This is a genomic window from Paucibacter sp. XJ19-41 (assembly GCF_028462495.1).
GTDB lineage: Bacteria > Pseudomonadota > Gammaproteobacteria > Burkholderiales > Burkholderiaceae_C > Roseateles_E.
The window spans coordinates 1-13,386 of sequence record NZ_JAQOWX010000138.1 but is presented as its reverse complement, the minus strand read 5'-3'; the positions used below and the strand labels follow the sequence as shown (position 1 = coordinate 13,386).

The following is a 13,386-nucleotide window of genomic DNA, read 5'->3' as shown; positions in this document are numbered from 1 at the left end:
GCGCGGCCGGCCAGTCGCTGGCCGCGCCCTGCGGCCGCAGCCGCCACAGCGCCGCGGCCAGGCCCAGCCAGAGCAGCGGCAGCAGGTAGTGCGTGGCCTGGGGCCAGGTGCCGCGCGGGCGCGCCCGCAGCAGCCAGTAGCTGCAGGCCAGCAGGCTGGCGATGAAGAGCTGCGGCAAGAGCAGCAGCCAGACGGTGGGCAGCCAGGCCAGCACGCCATAGACCGTGCTGCGCGCCAGCGCGTCCTCGGGCAGGGCCGCGCGCAGCCAGGGCCAGACCCAGATATTGCACAGCGCCAGCAGGCAGCCCAGCAGCAGGCCCAGCACGCCCATCTCGATATGCACGGCGACCAGATTACGCAGATACAGCGAGACCGCAAAGATCGCGTCGCGCAGGCCGCGCGGGATCAGGTAGCGGCCGTTGGCGCGCAGCCACCAGGCCAGCCAGCGCTTGTCGACGCTGGCCAGCGCATTGGCGGTCTCGACCACCTCTTCGGGGCTTTGCGCCTGGTGGAACAGCTTGCCCACCGCCGCGCCCAGATAGCCGCCGCCGGAGACGGTGGACATCAGGTCAAAGCGCAGCAGCGCGCCGCCGCGTGCTAAGGCCTTGACCAGGCCCAGGCTGAAGGTGGCGCTGCGGATGCCGCCGCCCGACAGCGCCAAGCCCCACAGNTCAAAGCGCAGCAGCGCGCCGCCGCGTGCTAAGGCCTTGACCAGGCCCAGGCTGAAGGTGGCGCTGCGGATGCCGCCGCCCGACAGCGCCAAGCCCCACAGCCCCTCGCCGCCGGGTGGACGCTTGGCGCCATACAGCGCCTGGCGCCGCTGCCTGACCAGGTCCGCAATCGTCTCGCTCATAGCGTCCACCTCTCACGAGTGGCCCAGTGTTGCACCGCCGGCGGCGGCGCGCATCCCTAAGCTCGTTTCACGGCCTCGCGGGCAGCGCGTTCAGCGGGATGCGCAGATAGGACACACCGTTGTCCTCGGCCGGCGGCAGCTGGCCGGCCCGCACATTGACCTGGATCGAGGGCAGTATCAGCGTCGGCACTTCCAGTGTCGCGTCGCGTGCGCGGCGCATCGCGACAAAGCTGTCCTCATCGATGCCGTCACGCATATGGATATTGCCGGCGCGCTGCGCCGCCACCGTGGTCTGCCACTGCGGGGCGCGGCCCTCGGGCGGGTAGTCGTGGCAGACAAAGACGCGGGTTGCGGGCGGCAGGTCCAGGATGCGCCGCATCGAGCGATAGAGCTGGCGCGCATCGCCGCCGGGGAAGTCGGCGCGGGCGCTGCCGACATCGGGCATGAACAAGGTGTCGCCGACAAAGACCGCATCGCCGATCAGATAGGCCATATCGGCCGGCGTGTGGCCCGGCACCAGCAGGGCAGTGACCTCGAGCGTGCCAATGCGAAAACTCTCGCCGTCCTTGAACAAGTGGTCGAACTGGCTGCCGTCGGGCAGGAAGCTGCGCTCCAGGTTGTAGAGCTTCTTGAATGTGGCCTGGACCTGGCGGATGTTCTCGCCGATCGCGATGCGGCCACCGACCTGGCTCTGCAGATAGCGCGCGCCCGACAGATGGTCGGCATGGGCATGGGTTTCCAGGATCCAGTCCACCGTCAGGCCCTGATCGCGCACACAAGCCAGCAGCTTGTCGGCCGAGCCGGTGCTGGTGCGGCCGGACTTGAAGTCGAAGTCCAGCACCGGATCGATCACGGCGGCGCGCCGGCTGAGCGGATCGGACACGAGATAGGAGACGGTCCAGGTCTGCGGGTCGAAGAAGGCCTGGATCTGCGGCTGGCTGCTCATGAGAGTCCTTTCGATCTATTGAATTACATTATATTTTTATGTATATTGTTGTCAATCGAAAGGAAAGGACCCTGCGATGAAGAGCGAAGTCTTGAGCCTGGATGTGGATCAGCTCCGCGCCGCGGCCGGCCGCGCGGTGGCGGCGCTGAAACTGCTGGCCAACGAGGACCGGCTGCTGCTGCTGTGCCAGCTCTCGCAGGGCGAGGCCTGCGTCAGCGATCTGGAGCTCAGCCTGGGCATACGCCAGCCGACGTTGTCGCAGCAGCTGGGCGTGCTGCGCAACGAGGGCGTGGTCGAGACCCGCCGCGAGGGCAAGAACATCTATTACCGCGTGGCCGATCCCAGCCTGCTGCAGATCCTGGCCACGCTCTACCGACTCTACTGTCCCGAAGGAGATGCCCGATGACTCTCACGATTGCCTGGACGCAATTCACCCCCGGCGCGGCCCTGGCCGGCGGCGCGCTGATTGGCCTGGCGGCCGCCTTGCTGCTGTTGCTGAACGGGCGCATCGCCGGCATCAGCGGCATCCTCGGCGGGCTGCTGCGGCCAGCACGGCGCGACGTGGCCTGGCGCGTCGCTTTTCTGCTGGGCCTGATGGGGGCATCGTGGGTCTACGGCCTGTTCGCGCCGCTGCCGGTGCCGCGCATCGAAGCCGGCACCGGGACCTTGATGGCGGCCGGCCTGCTGGTGGGCGTCGGCACGCGCTACGGTGCCGGCTGCACCAGCGGCCACGGCGTCTGCGGCCTTTCCAGGCTGTCGCCGCGCTCGCTGGTCGCGACCCTGGCCTTTATGACCGCCGGCTTTATCACCGTGTTCGTGCTGCGCCATCTGCTGGCGGGCTGAGGAGAGTTGCGATGCTGCTTATTGTCTTGAGTGCCGCCTTGGCGGGCCTGGTGTTCGGCCTGGGCCTGATCATCTCGGGCATGGCCGATCCGGCCAAGGTGATCGCCTTTCTCGATCTGGCCGGGGCCTGGGATCCCTCGCTGGCCCTGGTGATGGCCGGGGCCATTGCGGTGGGGCTGATCGCCTTCCGCCTGGCCGGCTCGCGCAGCCTGTCCTGGTTGGGCGAGGCCATGCGGCTGCCGACCGCGCGCGATATCGACCGCCGCCTGGTGCTGGGCAGCCTGGCCTTTGGCGCCGGCTGGGGACTGGCCGGCTTCTGCCCGGGCCCGGCCCTGGTGGCGCTGGGCATGGGGGAGGGCCAGGCGCTGATCTTTGTCGCGGCCATGCTGGCGGGCATGGGCTTGTTCGAGGTGCTCGAGCGCATGGGCCAGCGCCGCACCTGACGAAAAAAAGCCACCGCCGCAGCGGTGGCTTTCACGGGAGCGGCGTTGCTCAGGGGTTGATCAGGACCAGATCGGCCTCACGACCGGTCTTGGCCAGACCATTCAAGAGCAGCAAGCCGGTCTGCGACGGCGAGGCGGCAGCGCCGGCCGGGTTGTGGTTCACCGGCAGCGTGCCATTGAAGCCGACCGGCACGCCCAGCGAGTTGCCGATGCCGCTGGCAAAGCGCGGCGTGGCCGGCGTGTAAACCATATTGGTGATGGCATCGGTCTGGCTGCCAGTGAAGTAGTTGTCGAAGGCGAAGACCGAGAATCTGATCTGCTGGTTCGGGTCTGTCACCCCCAGATCGCTGGCCAGCACGGTCATGATCATAGTGCCCGACATCAGATCGGCACCGGCGAAGAAGCGTGCCACCGCCCCGCCATTGTTCGATCCGTCCGGATTGAGCTTCTGCACCCAGACGATGGTCTGGCCGCTGCTGGCGAAGGTGCCGTTCTCGGCGTTGTAGACCACAGCGTCGAAGATGCCATCGTTGTTGGCATCGACATAGACGTTGAACTCGGCCGGATAGGCCGGGTGCGCACGCTCGCCATAGGTCGAGATGCCGAACTGCAGGCCGAGTCCGCCCACATCCACCGCCCGCACGCCGGCTGCGCGCAGATCCACGATGGCCTGGCCACCGCCATAGGCTGGCTGCTGGCCGCTGATCTGCGGGCTGCTGCCGGTCAGCGAGAAGATCTCCAGCGGGCCAGAGACCGCGCCGCCGACATTGCTGATCGGCAGATTGCCTGCGGCCGCACCGCCCAGCGCCACATTGGTCGCGGCGACCACATTGGCGCTCTTGCGCGGCAGCACATGCCAGGGCACGCTGGCCCCGTCGGTGCCGTCGGCCACGGTGATGTAGCCGTCGAACTCGACGCCCTGCAGCAGCGCGCCGTTGCCCTGGTTGGCGGCCGAACCGAGGTTCCATGCAGGCAGCTTGGAGGCATCCAGCACCAGGCTCAGCGTGAAGGCCGCCGTGCCATTGGCCGGCACCGCGATCGAGGCCGGCGCATTCAGCACCACCGCGCCGCTGGCCGCATCGTCGGCATAGCGGAAGCTGCGGGTGATGGTGTAGGTGCGCGGCGTGGCGCTGTAGTTGCGCACCGCGACCTTCTTGCTCAAGGTCGTCACGCCGGTGGCGCGCGGGCTGCCGAAGGACAGGGCCGGGCTGTAGCTGTTGCTGGCGTCCCAGAGGCCGGTGGTCAGCGCGGCCGAGGCATTGACGCGCAGCTCACCGGCGCCGATGCGCGAGATCGGTGCGAGCACGCCGGGCTGGGTGGCCGGGTTGGTATAGACCGTCTGGTTGGCCGCATTCATCAGCCGCGCCTTGATCTCGGGCGGCGCCGCATTCGGGAACTTCTGCAGCAGCAGTGCGGCCGCGCCGGCAACCACCGGCGCTGCGCCCGAGGTGCCACCGAAGCTTTCGGTGCCGTTGCCGCTGCCGTTGACCGCCGAGACCGAGGCGCCGGGCGCGCCGATCTCGGGCTTGATCGCGGCAAAGTTGTAGGACGGGCCGCGCGAGGAGGTCGCGGTCATGCTGCCGGCCAGCGGGATGCTGTTGGCAGGGCTGACGCTGACCTGTGCCGTGTCGGTCGGCACCGACTTCAGCACATTGCCGATGGCCTGGGTGACGACCAGGCTGGGCACCATCGGTGCACCGCCACCGAAGCTGAAGGTGGGCGCGTCGCCGGCCGCATTGTTGGCGATCACCACACCGATCGCGCCGCGGTTCGCCGCGTTCGCCACCTTGATGCTGATCGAGCAGACGCCGCGATCAATCAGGGCCACGGTGCCGGTGAAATCGATGGTCGTCGCCATCTCGCAGGCCAGCGCGTTGGCCGAGCCGTTCGGGCCGGCACGCCGCAGCGTGCCGCCGAAACCGGCGCCTATCGGTGCCCAGTCCAGCGTCGCGGTGTTCGAATAGACGCCGGCAATGCCGGCCGGCGCGGTCACGACCAGCGGGATGGCGCCGGCATTGGCCATGCTGGTCTGCGCCACGCTGATGGCCTCGGGCGCGTTCGATGGCGAGCCGACGATGAAGGGGCGGTCCGCCGAGTTGCCGGCCGAGATCGCGGCGACGATGCCGAAGCGCACGGCATTGCTGATCGCCTCGGTCGAGGGGTTCTCGCGCTGGCCGTAGCTGGCGCCCAGCGAGAGGTTGAGGATGTCGGCGGCGTCGGAGAAGTCCAGATCGCCGTTCGGGTCCATCGCCCATTCGATGCCTTGCAGGATCGCCAGGCCGTTGCAGCTGGTGGAGACGCTGCTGCAGACCTTGACCGCATACAGCGAGGCGCCGGGCGCCATGCCCTTGTGCAGACCGTCCAGGCTGGCGCCGGCGGCGATATCGGCCACATGGGTGCCGTGGCCGGAGCCGACGCCGGCGTCGATCGGGTTCGGATCGGCGAGCTGCGGGCCATTGGGCCAGGTCTCGCCGACAAAGTCATAGCCGCCGATCACCTTGGCGCTGGGGAACAGGGCGGCCGGTGCCATGCCGGCGGCGGCAGCGGCCGCGGCATTGAAGTCCGAGATCAGGCCCGAGCCACCGAGATTGCGGTGGGTGTAGTCGATGCCGGAGTCCAGCACCGCGATCTTGACGCCCTGGCCGCTCAGGCCCAGGTCCTGCAGCACCTTGGCGCCGACATAGGGCACGGTGCTGCTCAGGGCCTTCTGGTGATCGACCACCGGACGCAGCGCCGAGACGCCGGGCAGGCGCGCGATCTGCGGCAGCTTGGCGGCGTCTGCCGAGATCACCACGGCGTTGTAGGCCTTGCCCAGGCGGCCCAGTTCCTTGCCGCCCAGGGCCTGGATCTGGCCCATCAAGGCGTCCTGCTTGCTCTTCAGGCTGGCCATATAGGCCTGGCGTTGCGCCAGCGTCATGCCGCCGCCGGTCTTCTTCGCATTCATCGCCAGCGCCTGGGCCAGCGGTGCATCGGTCAGGCGCACGGCCACCTGCACGGTGCCGGTCTGCTGGCGCAGCAGGGAGTTGCGCTGCTGGGTTTGCGGGCTGGGCAGCGCGAGCGCTGCCGCCGTGTTGGGCAAGGGGGTCTGGGCGAAGGCAGCGCCCAAGGCCGCCATCGCGGCGGCGCTCAGCAGGGCGTGTCTTGCGGTACGGGGACTGAACATGGAGTTCTCCTTGTTGCAGAAGCAGGTGGCGTCAGGCGGCGGCGTTCAGGGGCGTGCGCGGGGCGCGCCGGCGCGAGGAGGCCCACAGCCCCAGGCCGGCGGCCAGCACCAGGCCTATCGTGCCGGGCTCGGGCAGCTCGGCATTGGTGGCGCCGGTCAGCTCGATGAAGTAGCTCAACGGGAGCTCGCTGCCGCTGTCAAAGCCGGTCCAGCCCGCCAGCATGCCGGCGCCGGCGTCGCCGCCCAGCACATCGTTGAAGCCGCCGGCCAGGAAGGAGGGGCTGCCGTTGGCGCCATCGGCGACGAAGCCACCGATGGCGACGGCCAGGTAGTAGATGCCGTCGCTGATCGGTGAGCTGGCATCGCCGCTGGGCAGCAGCGAGGTCAGGCCGGAGAAGTCGGGCATATCGTCGTTCATGTAGACGCCCAGGCCTGCGGCGTCGAAGAGGTAGAGCGCGGTGTCGAAGCCGGTGTCCTGGGTCTTGGCCGAGAAGCTGGCGGCATCGCTGATGCGGATCTTGTAGAGATCGACCTGGTGGCGTGGGCCGCCGCCGACCGGCACGCTGGCGGTCAGCGCGCCGCCGATACCGCTCAGCGTGTTGAAGCCGCTGTCATAAGTGGTCTGGGCCGTGCCCAGCAGGTCGCCGGCGCCCGGGGCGGTCTCATTCCAGACGAAACCAGCCATTGCGCCGGTAGGCAGGCTGAGGGCGGCGGCTGCGGCGAGCAGCGCGGCAATCTTCTTGATGGGTTTCATGAGGCAAGCTCCTGTGAGGGCGCGAATCCGTGAAGGACAAATGGCAATGTGTGTGGCACCGTGACCAAGCGTTCGCCGGTTCAGATCGGTCCCCGTACTGCCCATGCGGACCTTGTCGTCGGAACTTGCGCTGCCTGCCCTGCTGCGGCCCGGGAGCCGCCGCTCACCATGCCGCGAGGCCCGACGATAAGCCGCGCACCGCGCGTCGCACATCGCCGGGCTCCCCCACATTCATGGGGGGGGGGTCAGGGCTTGTCAGTGCGCGCAATAGGGCCCGGCCGTGACTTTCTTCACAGTGAAAACAGGCCGATAAATCGAGGTTTTGACCGCCGCCGGACCGGGTCTGCTCCTAGGGAATGTCCCAGGTCGGTTGTGCGGCCCTGGCAACGCGGCGGCGGCTGCGCCGCGTTAATGCGCTCTTAAACCCAGGCCCTCTAAGCTGGCCGGCTATCCAGACGAGGGGACGGGCGATGAGGGGACGAAGACAGTGGCTGGCGGCCGCGCTGCTGGCGGCGATGGCGGCGGCGCCGGCCTTTGGCGACGCGGCGATGAGCTGGGTCGGCCGCCATGCCCAGGCGATGCCGGCGGCCACGGCGGCCGAGATCAGTGATGCGCAGCTGCAGGCTTTCGGCGCGGCCGTCGGACAGGCGCGGGTGGTGGCGCTGGGTGAGCAGACCCATGGCGGGCGCGAGGAGTTCGAGCTGCGGCTGCGCCTGCTGCGCTATCTGCATGAGCACCAGGGCTTCGAGGTGCTGCTGCTGGAGAGCGGGGTGTTCGATATCGCGCTGCTGCAAGAGGCCATGCGGCGCGGCGAGAAGCTCGAGGCGCTGGCGCCCGGCAAGGTGTTCTATATGTACTCGAAGAGCGATGCCGGCCGTGGCCTGCTGCGCTATCTGGACGAGCACCAGGCCGGGCCACGCCCGCTGCTGCTGTCGGGCATAGACAGCCAGCTCAGCGGCGAGCTGAGCCAGCGCGAGCTGCTGCCGCGTTTGAAGGCGCGTCTGCGCAGCGCCGAGGCCGACTGGCCGCTGTTCGAGCGTCTGGCGGCCGTGCTGTTCACGCTCGAGCGGCGCGCGCCGCCGGCCGCCGAGCAGCAGCGTTTCGACGCGCTGGCCGAGCGGCTGCGCGGCCGTCTCTGCGCCGGCAAGCGCGGTGGCGAGGACGGCCTGCTGTGCCGCAGCCTGGCCGGCCTGCAGGCCCAGGCCGCGACCCTGTGGCGTGGCGACTACCAGCGCGACCATGCGATGGCCGACAACGTGCTGTGGCAGCTGCAGCAGCTCTACCCGGGCAAGAAGGCGGTGATCTGGGGCCACATCATCCATCTGGGCCGGGGCGTCAAGCTGGATGCCCAGCACCGCTTTGCGGGCGACATCCTCGGCGAGAAGCTGGGTCGCGACTACTACGTGCTGAACACGACGGCGCTGCAGGGGTCCTTCCTCGAATTCGCCTCGGGCCAGGTCCAGCCGGTGCCGCCGGCCTATCCGCGCAGCCTGGAGACGGCGCTGGCGCAGAACCCGGCCGAGTTCATCTTCCTGGACGCGCCGCGACCGATGCGCGCCGATCTTGCCGGCCTGCCCTCGCGCTCCATGGAGTTCGGCTATGGCCTGCCCACCGGCGGCGGCGCGGGCCTGGGTCGGCACTGGGACGGCGTGTTCTATATCCGCGAGCTGCGCCCGGTGACGATGGAGCGCTGAGGAGCGCGCCAAGGGTTCAGGCCACGAGCAGCTTGTGCACCAGCTCCGGCGTGGTCGCGGCCTCGTACTTCTTCATCAGCCGGGCGCGGTAGACATCGACGGTGCGCGGGCTGATGCCCAGGCGCCGGCCGATCAGCTTGCTGGTCAGGCCCTCGATCAGCAGCGCCGCGATCTCGCGTTCGCGGGCGGTCAGGTCGGCCTTGATCTGGCGGTGCGCCGACAGATCCTCGAAGCTCCAGATGCCCTTGGCATGCGGGTCCTTGGGGTCCAGCGCGCGGCCCGAGACATGGCACCAGAACAGCTGGCCGCCCTCGGGGCCGGCGACCCGGCGCATCACCCGGTCGTCGGCATAGAAGCCGGTGGCGTCCAGGCTGGCGACGATGCGCGCGCCGGTGCGCTCGAACTCGGCCGGGCTGGGGTAGAGCAGCTCGAAGCTGTGGCCGACGAGCTGCTCGCGCTGCGCACCGAAGATCGCGAGCACGCGGTGGTTGCAGTCCAGGATCTGGCGGCGCTCCGACAGGATCAGGCCGATCGGCGCCATCTCGAAGGCGGTGCGATAGTCCACGCTCATCCGAGCAGCGCGTAGGTGGTGGTGGCCTGCACGGCGAGGCGGCCGTCGGGGTTGGCAATGTCTATCGTGCCGAAGGCCAGGCTCTTGCCGCTGCGCAGCACCTTGGCGCTGATCAGGCAATGGTCCGCCGAGATCGGGCGCAGAAAGCTGGTGTTCAGCTGCACCGTGGTCATGGGCCTGAACTCGCCGAGCTCGGCCATCATCGCCAGCACCATCGCGGTATCGGCCGCCGCCATTGCGGCCTGGCCGCACATCACGCCGCCCACATGCACATACTCGCGCTTGACCGGCATCAGCAGGCGCACCGCGCCCGGCGCGGCCTCCTGCACCTGCAGCTCCATGGCGCTGATCCAGGGGGCGAAAATCGTGGGAATGGCGGCTTGCAGATCGCTGGCGCTGAGCTTCATGCGGGATGTCTCTCGGTGGTTTAGGCGATTCTACGTACCGCCTACGTATTGCATTAAGTAGTACGCTGAGCGCCGTTCGATAGCTACACACGGAGACAAATCCGATGAACAAACTCTACCCAAGCGCCGCCCAGGCGCTGCAGGGCATCGTCGCCGACGGCCAGTTGCTGGCGGTGGGCGGCTTCGGCCTGTGCGGCATTCCCGAGGCCCTGATCGCGGCGCTGCGCGACAGCGCGGTCAAGAATCTGACTGTGATTTCCAACAACGCCGGCGTCGATGGCTTCGGCCTTGGCCAGCTGCTCGAGACGCGCCAGATCAAGAAAATGATCTCCAGCTATGTCGGCGAGAACAAGGAGTTCGAGCGCCAGTACCTGGCGGGCGAGCTGGAGCTGGAGTTCACGCCACAAGGCACGCTGGCCGAGAAGCTGCGCGCCGGCGGTGCCGGCATCCCGGCCTTCTTCACCCGCACCGGCGTCGGCACCATCGTCGCCGAGGGCAAGGAGCTGCGCGAGTTCGACGGCCAGACCTATGTGATGGAGCATGCGCTGAACCCGGATGTGTCCCTGGTCAAGGCCTACAAGGCCGACAAGAGCGGCAATCTGGTGTTCCGCCGCACCGCGCGCAACTTCAACCCGGCCGCTGCGATGGCCGGCAAGATCACCGTGGTCGAGGTCGAGCAGTTGGTCGAGACCGGCGCGATCGATCCGGACGAGGTGCATCTGCCGGGCATCTATGTGCACCGCATCGTCGTCAACGCCAACCCCGAGAAGCGCATCGAGAAGCGCACTCTGTCCGAGAAGAAGGGAGCCTGATCATGGCCTGGACACAAGACCAAATGGCGGCCCGCGCGGCGCAGGAACTCGAAGACGGCTTCTATGTGAACCTGGGCATAGGCATTCCGACGCTTGTGGCCAATTTCGTGCCGGCGGACAAGGAAGTCTGGCTGCAGAGCGAGAACGGCATGCTGGGCATCGGCCCCTTCCCGACCGAGGACGAGGTCGACGCCGACCTGATCAATGCCGGCAAGCAGACCGTCACGACGATCAAGGGCTCGTCGATCTTCGGCAGCCATGACAGCTTCGCGATGATCCGCGGCGGCAAGATCAATCTGTCCATCCTCGGCGCGATGCAGGTCAGCGAGCACGGCGATCTGGCCAACTGGATGATCCCCGGCAAGATGGTCAAGGGCATGGGCGGCGCGATGGACCTGGTGGCCGGCGTCAAGCGCGTGATTGTGCTGATGGAGCATGTCGCGAAGAAGAAGGACGGCAGCGAGGACCTGAAGATCATCCCCAAGTGCACACTGCCGCTGACCGGCGTGGGCGTGGTCAACCGCATCATCACCGACCTGGGCGTGATGGATGTGACGCCCGAGGGCCTGAAGCTGGTCGAGCTGGCCGAGGGCGTGACGCGCGAGTTCGTGCAGAGCAAGACCGGCGTGCCGCTGCGCTGAGCCGGGTTTCGCTTCGTTACAGGGCCGCAGATCGCGGCCCTTTTTCATGCATCGCCGCGGCTGTCTCGGGCGTGCAATGCGGGCTCCAGCGTGAACTATGACCCGGGTCTTACGCCCTCTTGCAAAGCCGGGAGGCTCGTTACCGGGCGGGAGCCGTCGCTCCCTTAGATTGCGCCCTCGAATCCTAGCGAGAGCCCGCATGAGCACGATTGTTGCCGAGTCCACCCCCGTAGCGCCTGCCCAGCGCATCGCGCCGCCCCAGCAAAGCCTGAGTCTGCTGGGCGCCGCCACGGCCTTGAGCGCCTGTGGTGGCGGTGGCGGTGGTGAGGCCGGCGGCACCACGGCCCAGCCCGACTCGGTACCGGCGCCGGCCCCGGCCCCGGTTCAAGCGCCGATCAGCGACGCCGCCGCGGCGCGCTTCCTCGCCCAGGCCGGCTTCGCCGCCAGCATGGCCGATATCGCCAGCGTCAAGTCGGGGGGCTACGCCGCCTGGCTGGAGCAGCAGTTCCGGGCCAGCGGCAGCAGCTCGCACGTCGACTGGTTGCTGGCCAAGGGCTATGGGGCCGAGAGCTACAAATACAGTTTCAGCGGTGTCGACAACAGCCTGTGGCGCAAATGGCTGTCCTCGCCGGACGCGCTGCGCCAGCGTGTCGTGATGGCGCTCAGCGAGATCTTCGTGGTCTCGATGACGGGGCTGCCGGTGGCCTGGGGCAACTTCGCCGCAGCCGCCTATGTGGACATGCTGGAGCAGCGTGCCTTCGGTTCCTTCCGCGATCTGCTGGAGGGCGTGACCCTGTCCTGCGGCATGGGCGTCTACCTGAATATGCGCGGCAACAAGAAGGAGGACGGCAAGGGCAGCGCGCCGGACGAGAACTATGCGCGCGAGGTGATGCAGCTGTTCACGATAGGCCTGCACGAACTCAACCTCGACGGCACACCAGTGCTGGGCGCCGGCGGCCAGCCCAAGGAGAGCTACACGCTGGCCGATATCACCGAGCTGGCGCGGGTCTTCACCGGCTGGGATTTCGACGGCCGCAGCGAGACCGACCCGAGCTTCATGCGCCGGCCGATGAGCCACAATGCCGGCCGCTTTGCGAGCGGCGCGAAGCGGGTGCTCCAGGTCGACATTCCCGCCACGGCCGACGGGCCGACGGCGCTGAAGATCGCGCTCGACACCCTGGCCAACCATCCCAATGTCGGCCCCTTCATCGGCCGCCAGCTGATCCAGCGCCTGGTCTGCTCGCACCCCAGCCCGGCCTATGTGCGGCGGGTGGCCGGCGTGTTCAACAACAACGGCACGGGCCAGCGCGGCGATATGAAGGCGGTACTCGCCGCCGTGCTGCTGGACGAGGAAGCCCGCAAGGTCGGCAGCGCGCCGTCCAGCGGCCGGCTGCGCGAGCCGCTGCAGCGCTTCATCCAGTGGGGCCGCAGCTTCGGCCTGAGCTCGCCGACCGATCTGTGGAATGTCGGCGACACCTCCAACCCGGCCACGCGGCTGGGCCAGAGCCCGTTGCGCAGCCCCTCGGTGTTCAATTTCTTCCGCCCCGGCTATGTGCCGCCGAACTCGCAGCTGGGCAGCAACGGCATCACCGCGCCGGAGTTCCAGCTCTGCAACGAGAGCACGGTGGCCGGCTATCTGAATTTCATGCAGGGTGTCGTGGCCAACGGCATCGGCGAGCTCAAGCCGGTCTATACCGAGGAACTGGCGCTGGTGGCCGATGCACCGGCCCTGGTCGAGCGCGTCGCGCTGCGCCTGGCCGGCGACGGTCTGAGCGCCGCGACCAAGGCCACCATCGCGACCGCGCTGGCGACGATGAAGGTCGACACCGAGGCCCGCCAGCTCAACCGGGTGCAGGCCGCCGTGCTGCTGGTCATGGCCAGCCCCGAATACCAGATCCAGAAGTAGGCAGGCCCTTATGCATCACAGCAAGATCCATCAACTGCAGCGGCGCGAGTTCCTGCGCCGCGCCTCGGCCCTGGGCGTGGCCGGCGCCGCCGCGCCCTGGGCGCTGAGTCTGGCCGGCATCGGCGAGGCGGCGGCCGCCACCGCGCCGGGCGACTACAAGGCCCTGGTCTGTGTCTTCCTGCATGGCGGCAACGACCAGGCCAACACCGTCGTGCCTTACGACCCGGCCAGCCATCAGGCCTACCAGAGCCTGCGCGGTGCGATCGCAACGCCGCGCGATCAGCTCGCCGCCACCGCGCTGAGTCCGCTGGCCGATGGCCGCCAGCTGGCGCTGGCGCCGCAGCTGGGCCGGA

Annotated in this window: 13 protein-coding genes and 1 pseudogene; 8 read left to right on the top strand and 6 right to left on the bottom strand. The window is 68.5% G+C overall.

Features of this window, described 5'->3' with window-relative positions; translation table 11 throughout:
• Positions 1-853, bottom strand: an 853-nt coding sequence (locus tag PO768_RS24755) for a patatin-like phospholipase family protein (RefSeq protein WP_272648162.1), incomplete at its 3' end; no start/stop codon positions are given.
• A gap of 67 nt (positions 854-920) precedes the next feature.
• Positions 921-1,799 (bottom strand): MBL fold metallo-hydrolase, encoded by an 879-nt coding sequence (locus tag PO768_RS24750; protein ID WP_272648161.1) that lies wholly within the window; start codon positions 1,797-1,799, stop codon positions 921-923.
• A 76-nt stretch (positions 1,800-1,875) separates the two neighbouring features.
• Between PO768_RS24750 and PO768_RS24745 the strand changes: the two genes are divergently transcribed.
• Genes PO768_RS24745 through PO768_RS24735 form a run of 3 tightly spaced genes read left to right on the top strand, consistent with a single transcriptional unit; the run spans position 1,876 to position 3,085 of the window.
• A complete protein-coding gene (locus PO768_RS24745) occupies positions 1,876-2,205 on the top strand; it encodes an ArsR/SmtB family transcription factor (RefSeq protein ID WP_262970442.1) in 330 nt (109 codons plus the stop codon).
• Positions 2,202-2,642: a YeeE/YedE family protein gene (locus tag PO768_RS24740; protein ID WP_272648160.1), complete on the top strand. Its 441-nt coding sequence runs from the start codon at positions 2,202-2,204 to the stop codon at positions 2,640-2,642. The genes PO768_RS24745 and PO768_RS24740 overlap by 4 nt, the downstream gene beginning before the upstream one ends.
• An 11-nt stretch (positions 2,643-2,653) precedes the next feature.
• Complete coding sequence (locus PO768_RS24735; protein WP_272648159.1) at positions 2,654-3,085, top strand: DUF6691 family protein; 432 nt, start codon at positions 2,654-2,656, stop codon at positions 3,083-3,085.
• Between the two features lie 49 nt (positions 3,086-3,134).
• Here PO768_RS24735 and PO768_RS24730 read toward each other — a convergent pair whose 3' ends face one another.
• Together PO768_RS24730 and PO768_RS24725 are read right to left on the bottom strand one after the other, a co-directional pair.
• A complete protein-coding gene (locus PO768_RS24730) occupies positions 3,135-6,248 on the bottom strand; it encodes a S8 family serine peptidase (protein ID WP_272648158.1) in 3,114 nt (1,037 codons plus the stop codon).
• Positions 6,249-6,279: 31 nt separating this feature from the next.
• Positions 6,280-7,002, bottom strand: a complete 723-nt coding sequence (locus PO768_RS24725) for a PEP-CTERM sorting domain-containing protein (RefSeq protein ID WP_272648157.1) — start codon at positions 7,000-7,002, stop codon at positions 6,280-6,282.
• 470 nt (positions 7,003-7,472) lie between these two features.
• On the opposite strand from PO768_RS24725, the gene PO768_RS24720 reads away from it, so the two are divergent.
• Positions 7,473-8,696, top strand: coding sequence for an erythromycin esterase family protein (locus PO768_RS24720; protein ID WP_272648156.1), 1,224 nt, complete (start codon positions 7,473-7,475; stop codon positions 8,694-8,696).
• A 16-nt stretch (positions 8,697-8,712) separates the two neighbouring features.
• Here PO768_RS24720 and PO768_RS24715 read toward each other — a convergent pair whose 3' ends face one another.
• Together PO768_RS24715 and PO768_RS24710 are read right to left on the bottom strand one after the other, a co-directional pair.
• Positions 8,713-9,267 carry a PAS and helix-turn-helix domain-containing protein gene (locus tag PO768_RS24715; protein WP_137941972.1) on the bottom strand — a complete coding sequence of 185 codons (555 nt, stop codon included), beginning with the start codon at positions 9,265-9,267 and terminating at the stop codon, positions 8,713-8,715.
• Complete coding sequence (locus PO768_RS24710) at positions 9,264-9,674, bottom strand: PaaI family thioesterase (protein ID WP_269840308.1); 411 nt, start codon at positions 9,672-9,674, stop codon at positions 9,264-9,266. The genes PO768_RS24715 and PO768_RS24710 overlap by 4 nt, the downstream gene beginning before the upstream one ends.
• Positions 9,675-9,778: 104 nt before the next feature.
• On the opposite strand from PO768_RS24710, the gene PO768_RS24705 reads away from it, so the two are divergent.
• The 4 genes and pseudogenes from PO768_RS24705 to PO768_RS24690 all read left to right on the top strand — a co-directional run.
• Positions 9,779-10,486, top strand: a complete 708-nt coding sequence (locus PO768_RS24705) for a CoA transferase subunit A (protein WP_137941973.1) — start codon at positions 9,779-9,781, stop codon at positions 10,484-10,486.
• Positions 10,487-10,488: 2 nt separating this feature from the next.
• Positions 10,489-11,127: a CoA transferase subunit B gene (locus PO768_RS24700; protein ID WP_137941974.1), complete on the top strand. Its 639-nt coding sequence runs from the start codon at positions 10,489-10,491 to the stop codon at positions 11,125-11,127.
• Between the two features lie 199 nt (positions 11,128-11,326).
• Positions 11,327-13,033, top strand: coding sequence for a DUF1800 domain-containing protein (locus PO768_RS24695; RefSeq protein ID WP_272648155.1), 1,707 nt, complete (start codon positions 11,327-11,329; stop codon positions 13,031-13,033).
• A gap of 10 nt (positions 13,034-13,043) precedes the next feature.
• Positions 13,044-13,386: pseudogene (locus PO768_RS24690) on the top strand (DUF1501 domain-containing protein); the annotation flags it as partial.

Excerpts from the sequence above, each read along its gene's own strand:
- PO768_RS24710 (WP_269840308.1), bottom strand. The coding sequence starts at position 9,674 with ATGAAGCTCAGCGCCAGCGATCTGCAAGCCGCCATTCCCACGATTTTC.
- PO768_RS24715 (WP_137941972.1), bottom strand. The coding sequence starts at position 9,267 with ATGAGCGTGGACTATCGCACCGCCTTCGAGATGGCGCCGATCGGCCTG.
- PO768_RS24740 (WP_272648160.1), top strand. The coding sequence starts at position 2,202 with ATGACTCTCACGATTGCCTGGACGCAATTCACCCCCGGCGCGGCCCTG.
- PO768_RS24700 (WP_137941974.1), top strand. The coding sequence starts at position 10,489 with ATGGCCTGGACACAAGACCAAATGGCGGCCCGCGCGGCGCAGGAACTC.
- PO768_RS24725 (WP_272648157.1), bottom strand. The coding sequence starts at position 7,002 with ATGAAACCCATCAAGAAGATTGCCGCGCTGCTCGCCGCAGCCGCCGCC.
- PO768_RS24730 (WP_272648158.1), bottom strand. The coding sequence starts at position 6,248 with ATGTTCAGTCCCCGTACCGCAAGACACGCCCTGCTGAGCGCCGCCGCG.
- PO768_RS24705 (WP_137941973.1), top strand. The coding sequence starts at position 9,779 with ATGAACAAACTCTACCCAAGCGCCGCCCAGGCGCTGCAGGGCATCGTC.
- PO768_RS24735 (WP_272648159.1), top strand. The coding sequence starts at position 2,654 with ATGCTGCTTATTGTCTTGAGTGCCGCCTTGGCGGGCCTGGTGTTCGGC.
- PO768_RS24720 (WP_272648156.1), top strand. The coding sequence starts at position 7,473 with ATGAGGGGACGAAGACAGTGGCTGGCGGCCGCGCTGCTGGCGGCGATG.
- PO768_RS24745 (WP_262970442.1), top strand. The coding sequence starts at position 1,876 with ATGAAGAGCGAAGTCTTGAGCCTGGATGTGGATCAGCTCCGCGCCGCG.
- PO768_RS24750 (WP_272648161.1), bottom strand. The coding sequence starts at position 1,799 with ATGAGCAGCCAGCCGCAGATCCAGGCCTTCTTCGACCCGCAGACCTGG.
- PO768_RS24695 (WP_272648155.1), top strand. The coding sequence starts at position 11,327 with ATGAGCACGATTGTTGCCGAGTCCACCCCCGTAGCGCCTGCCCAGCGC.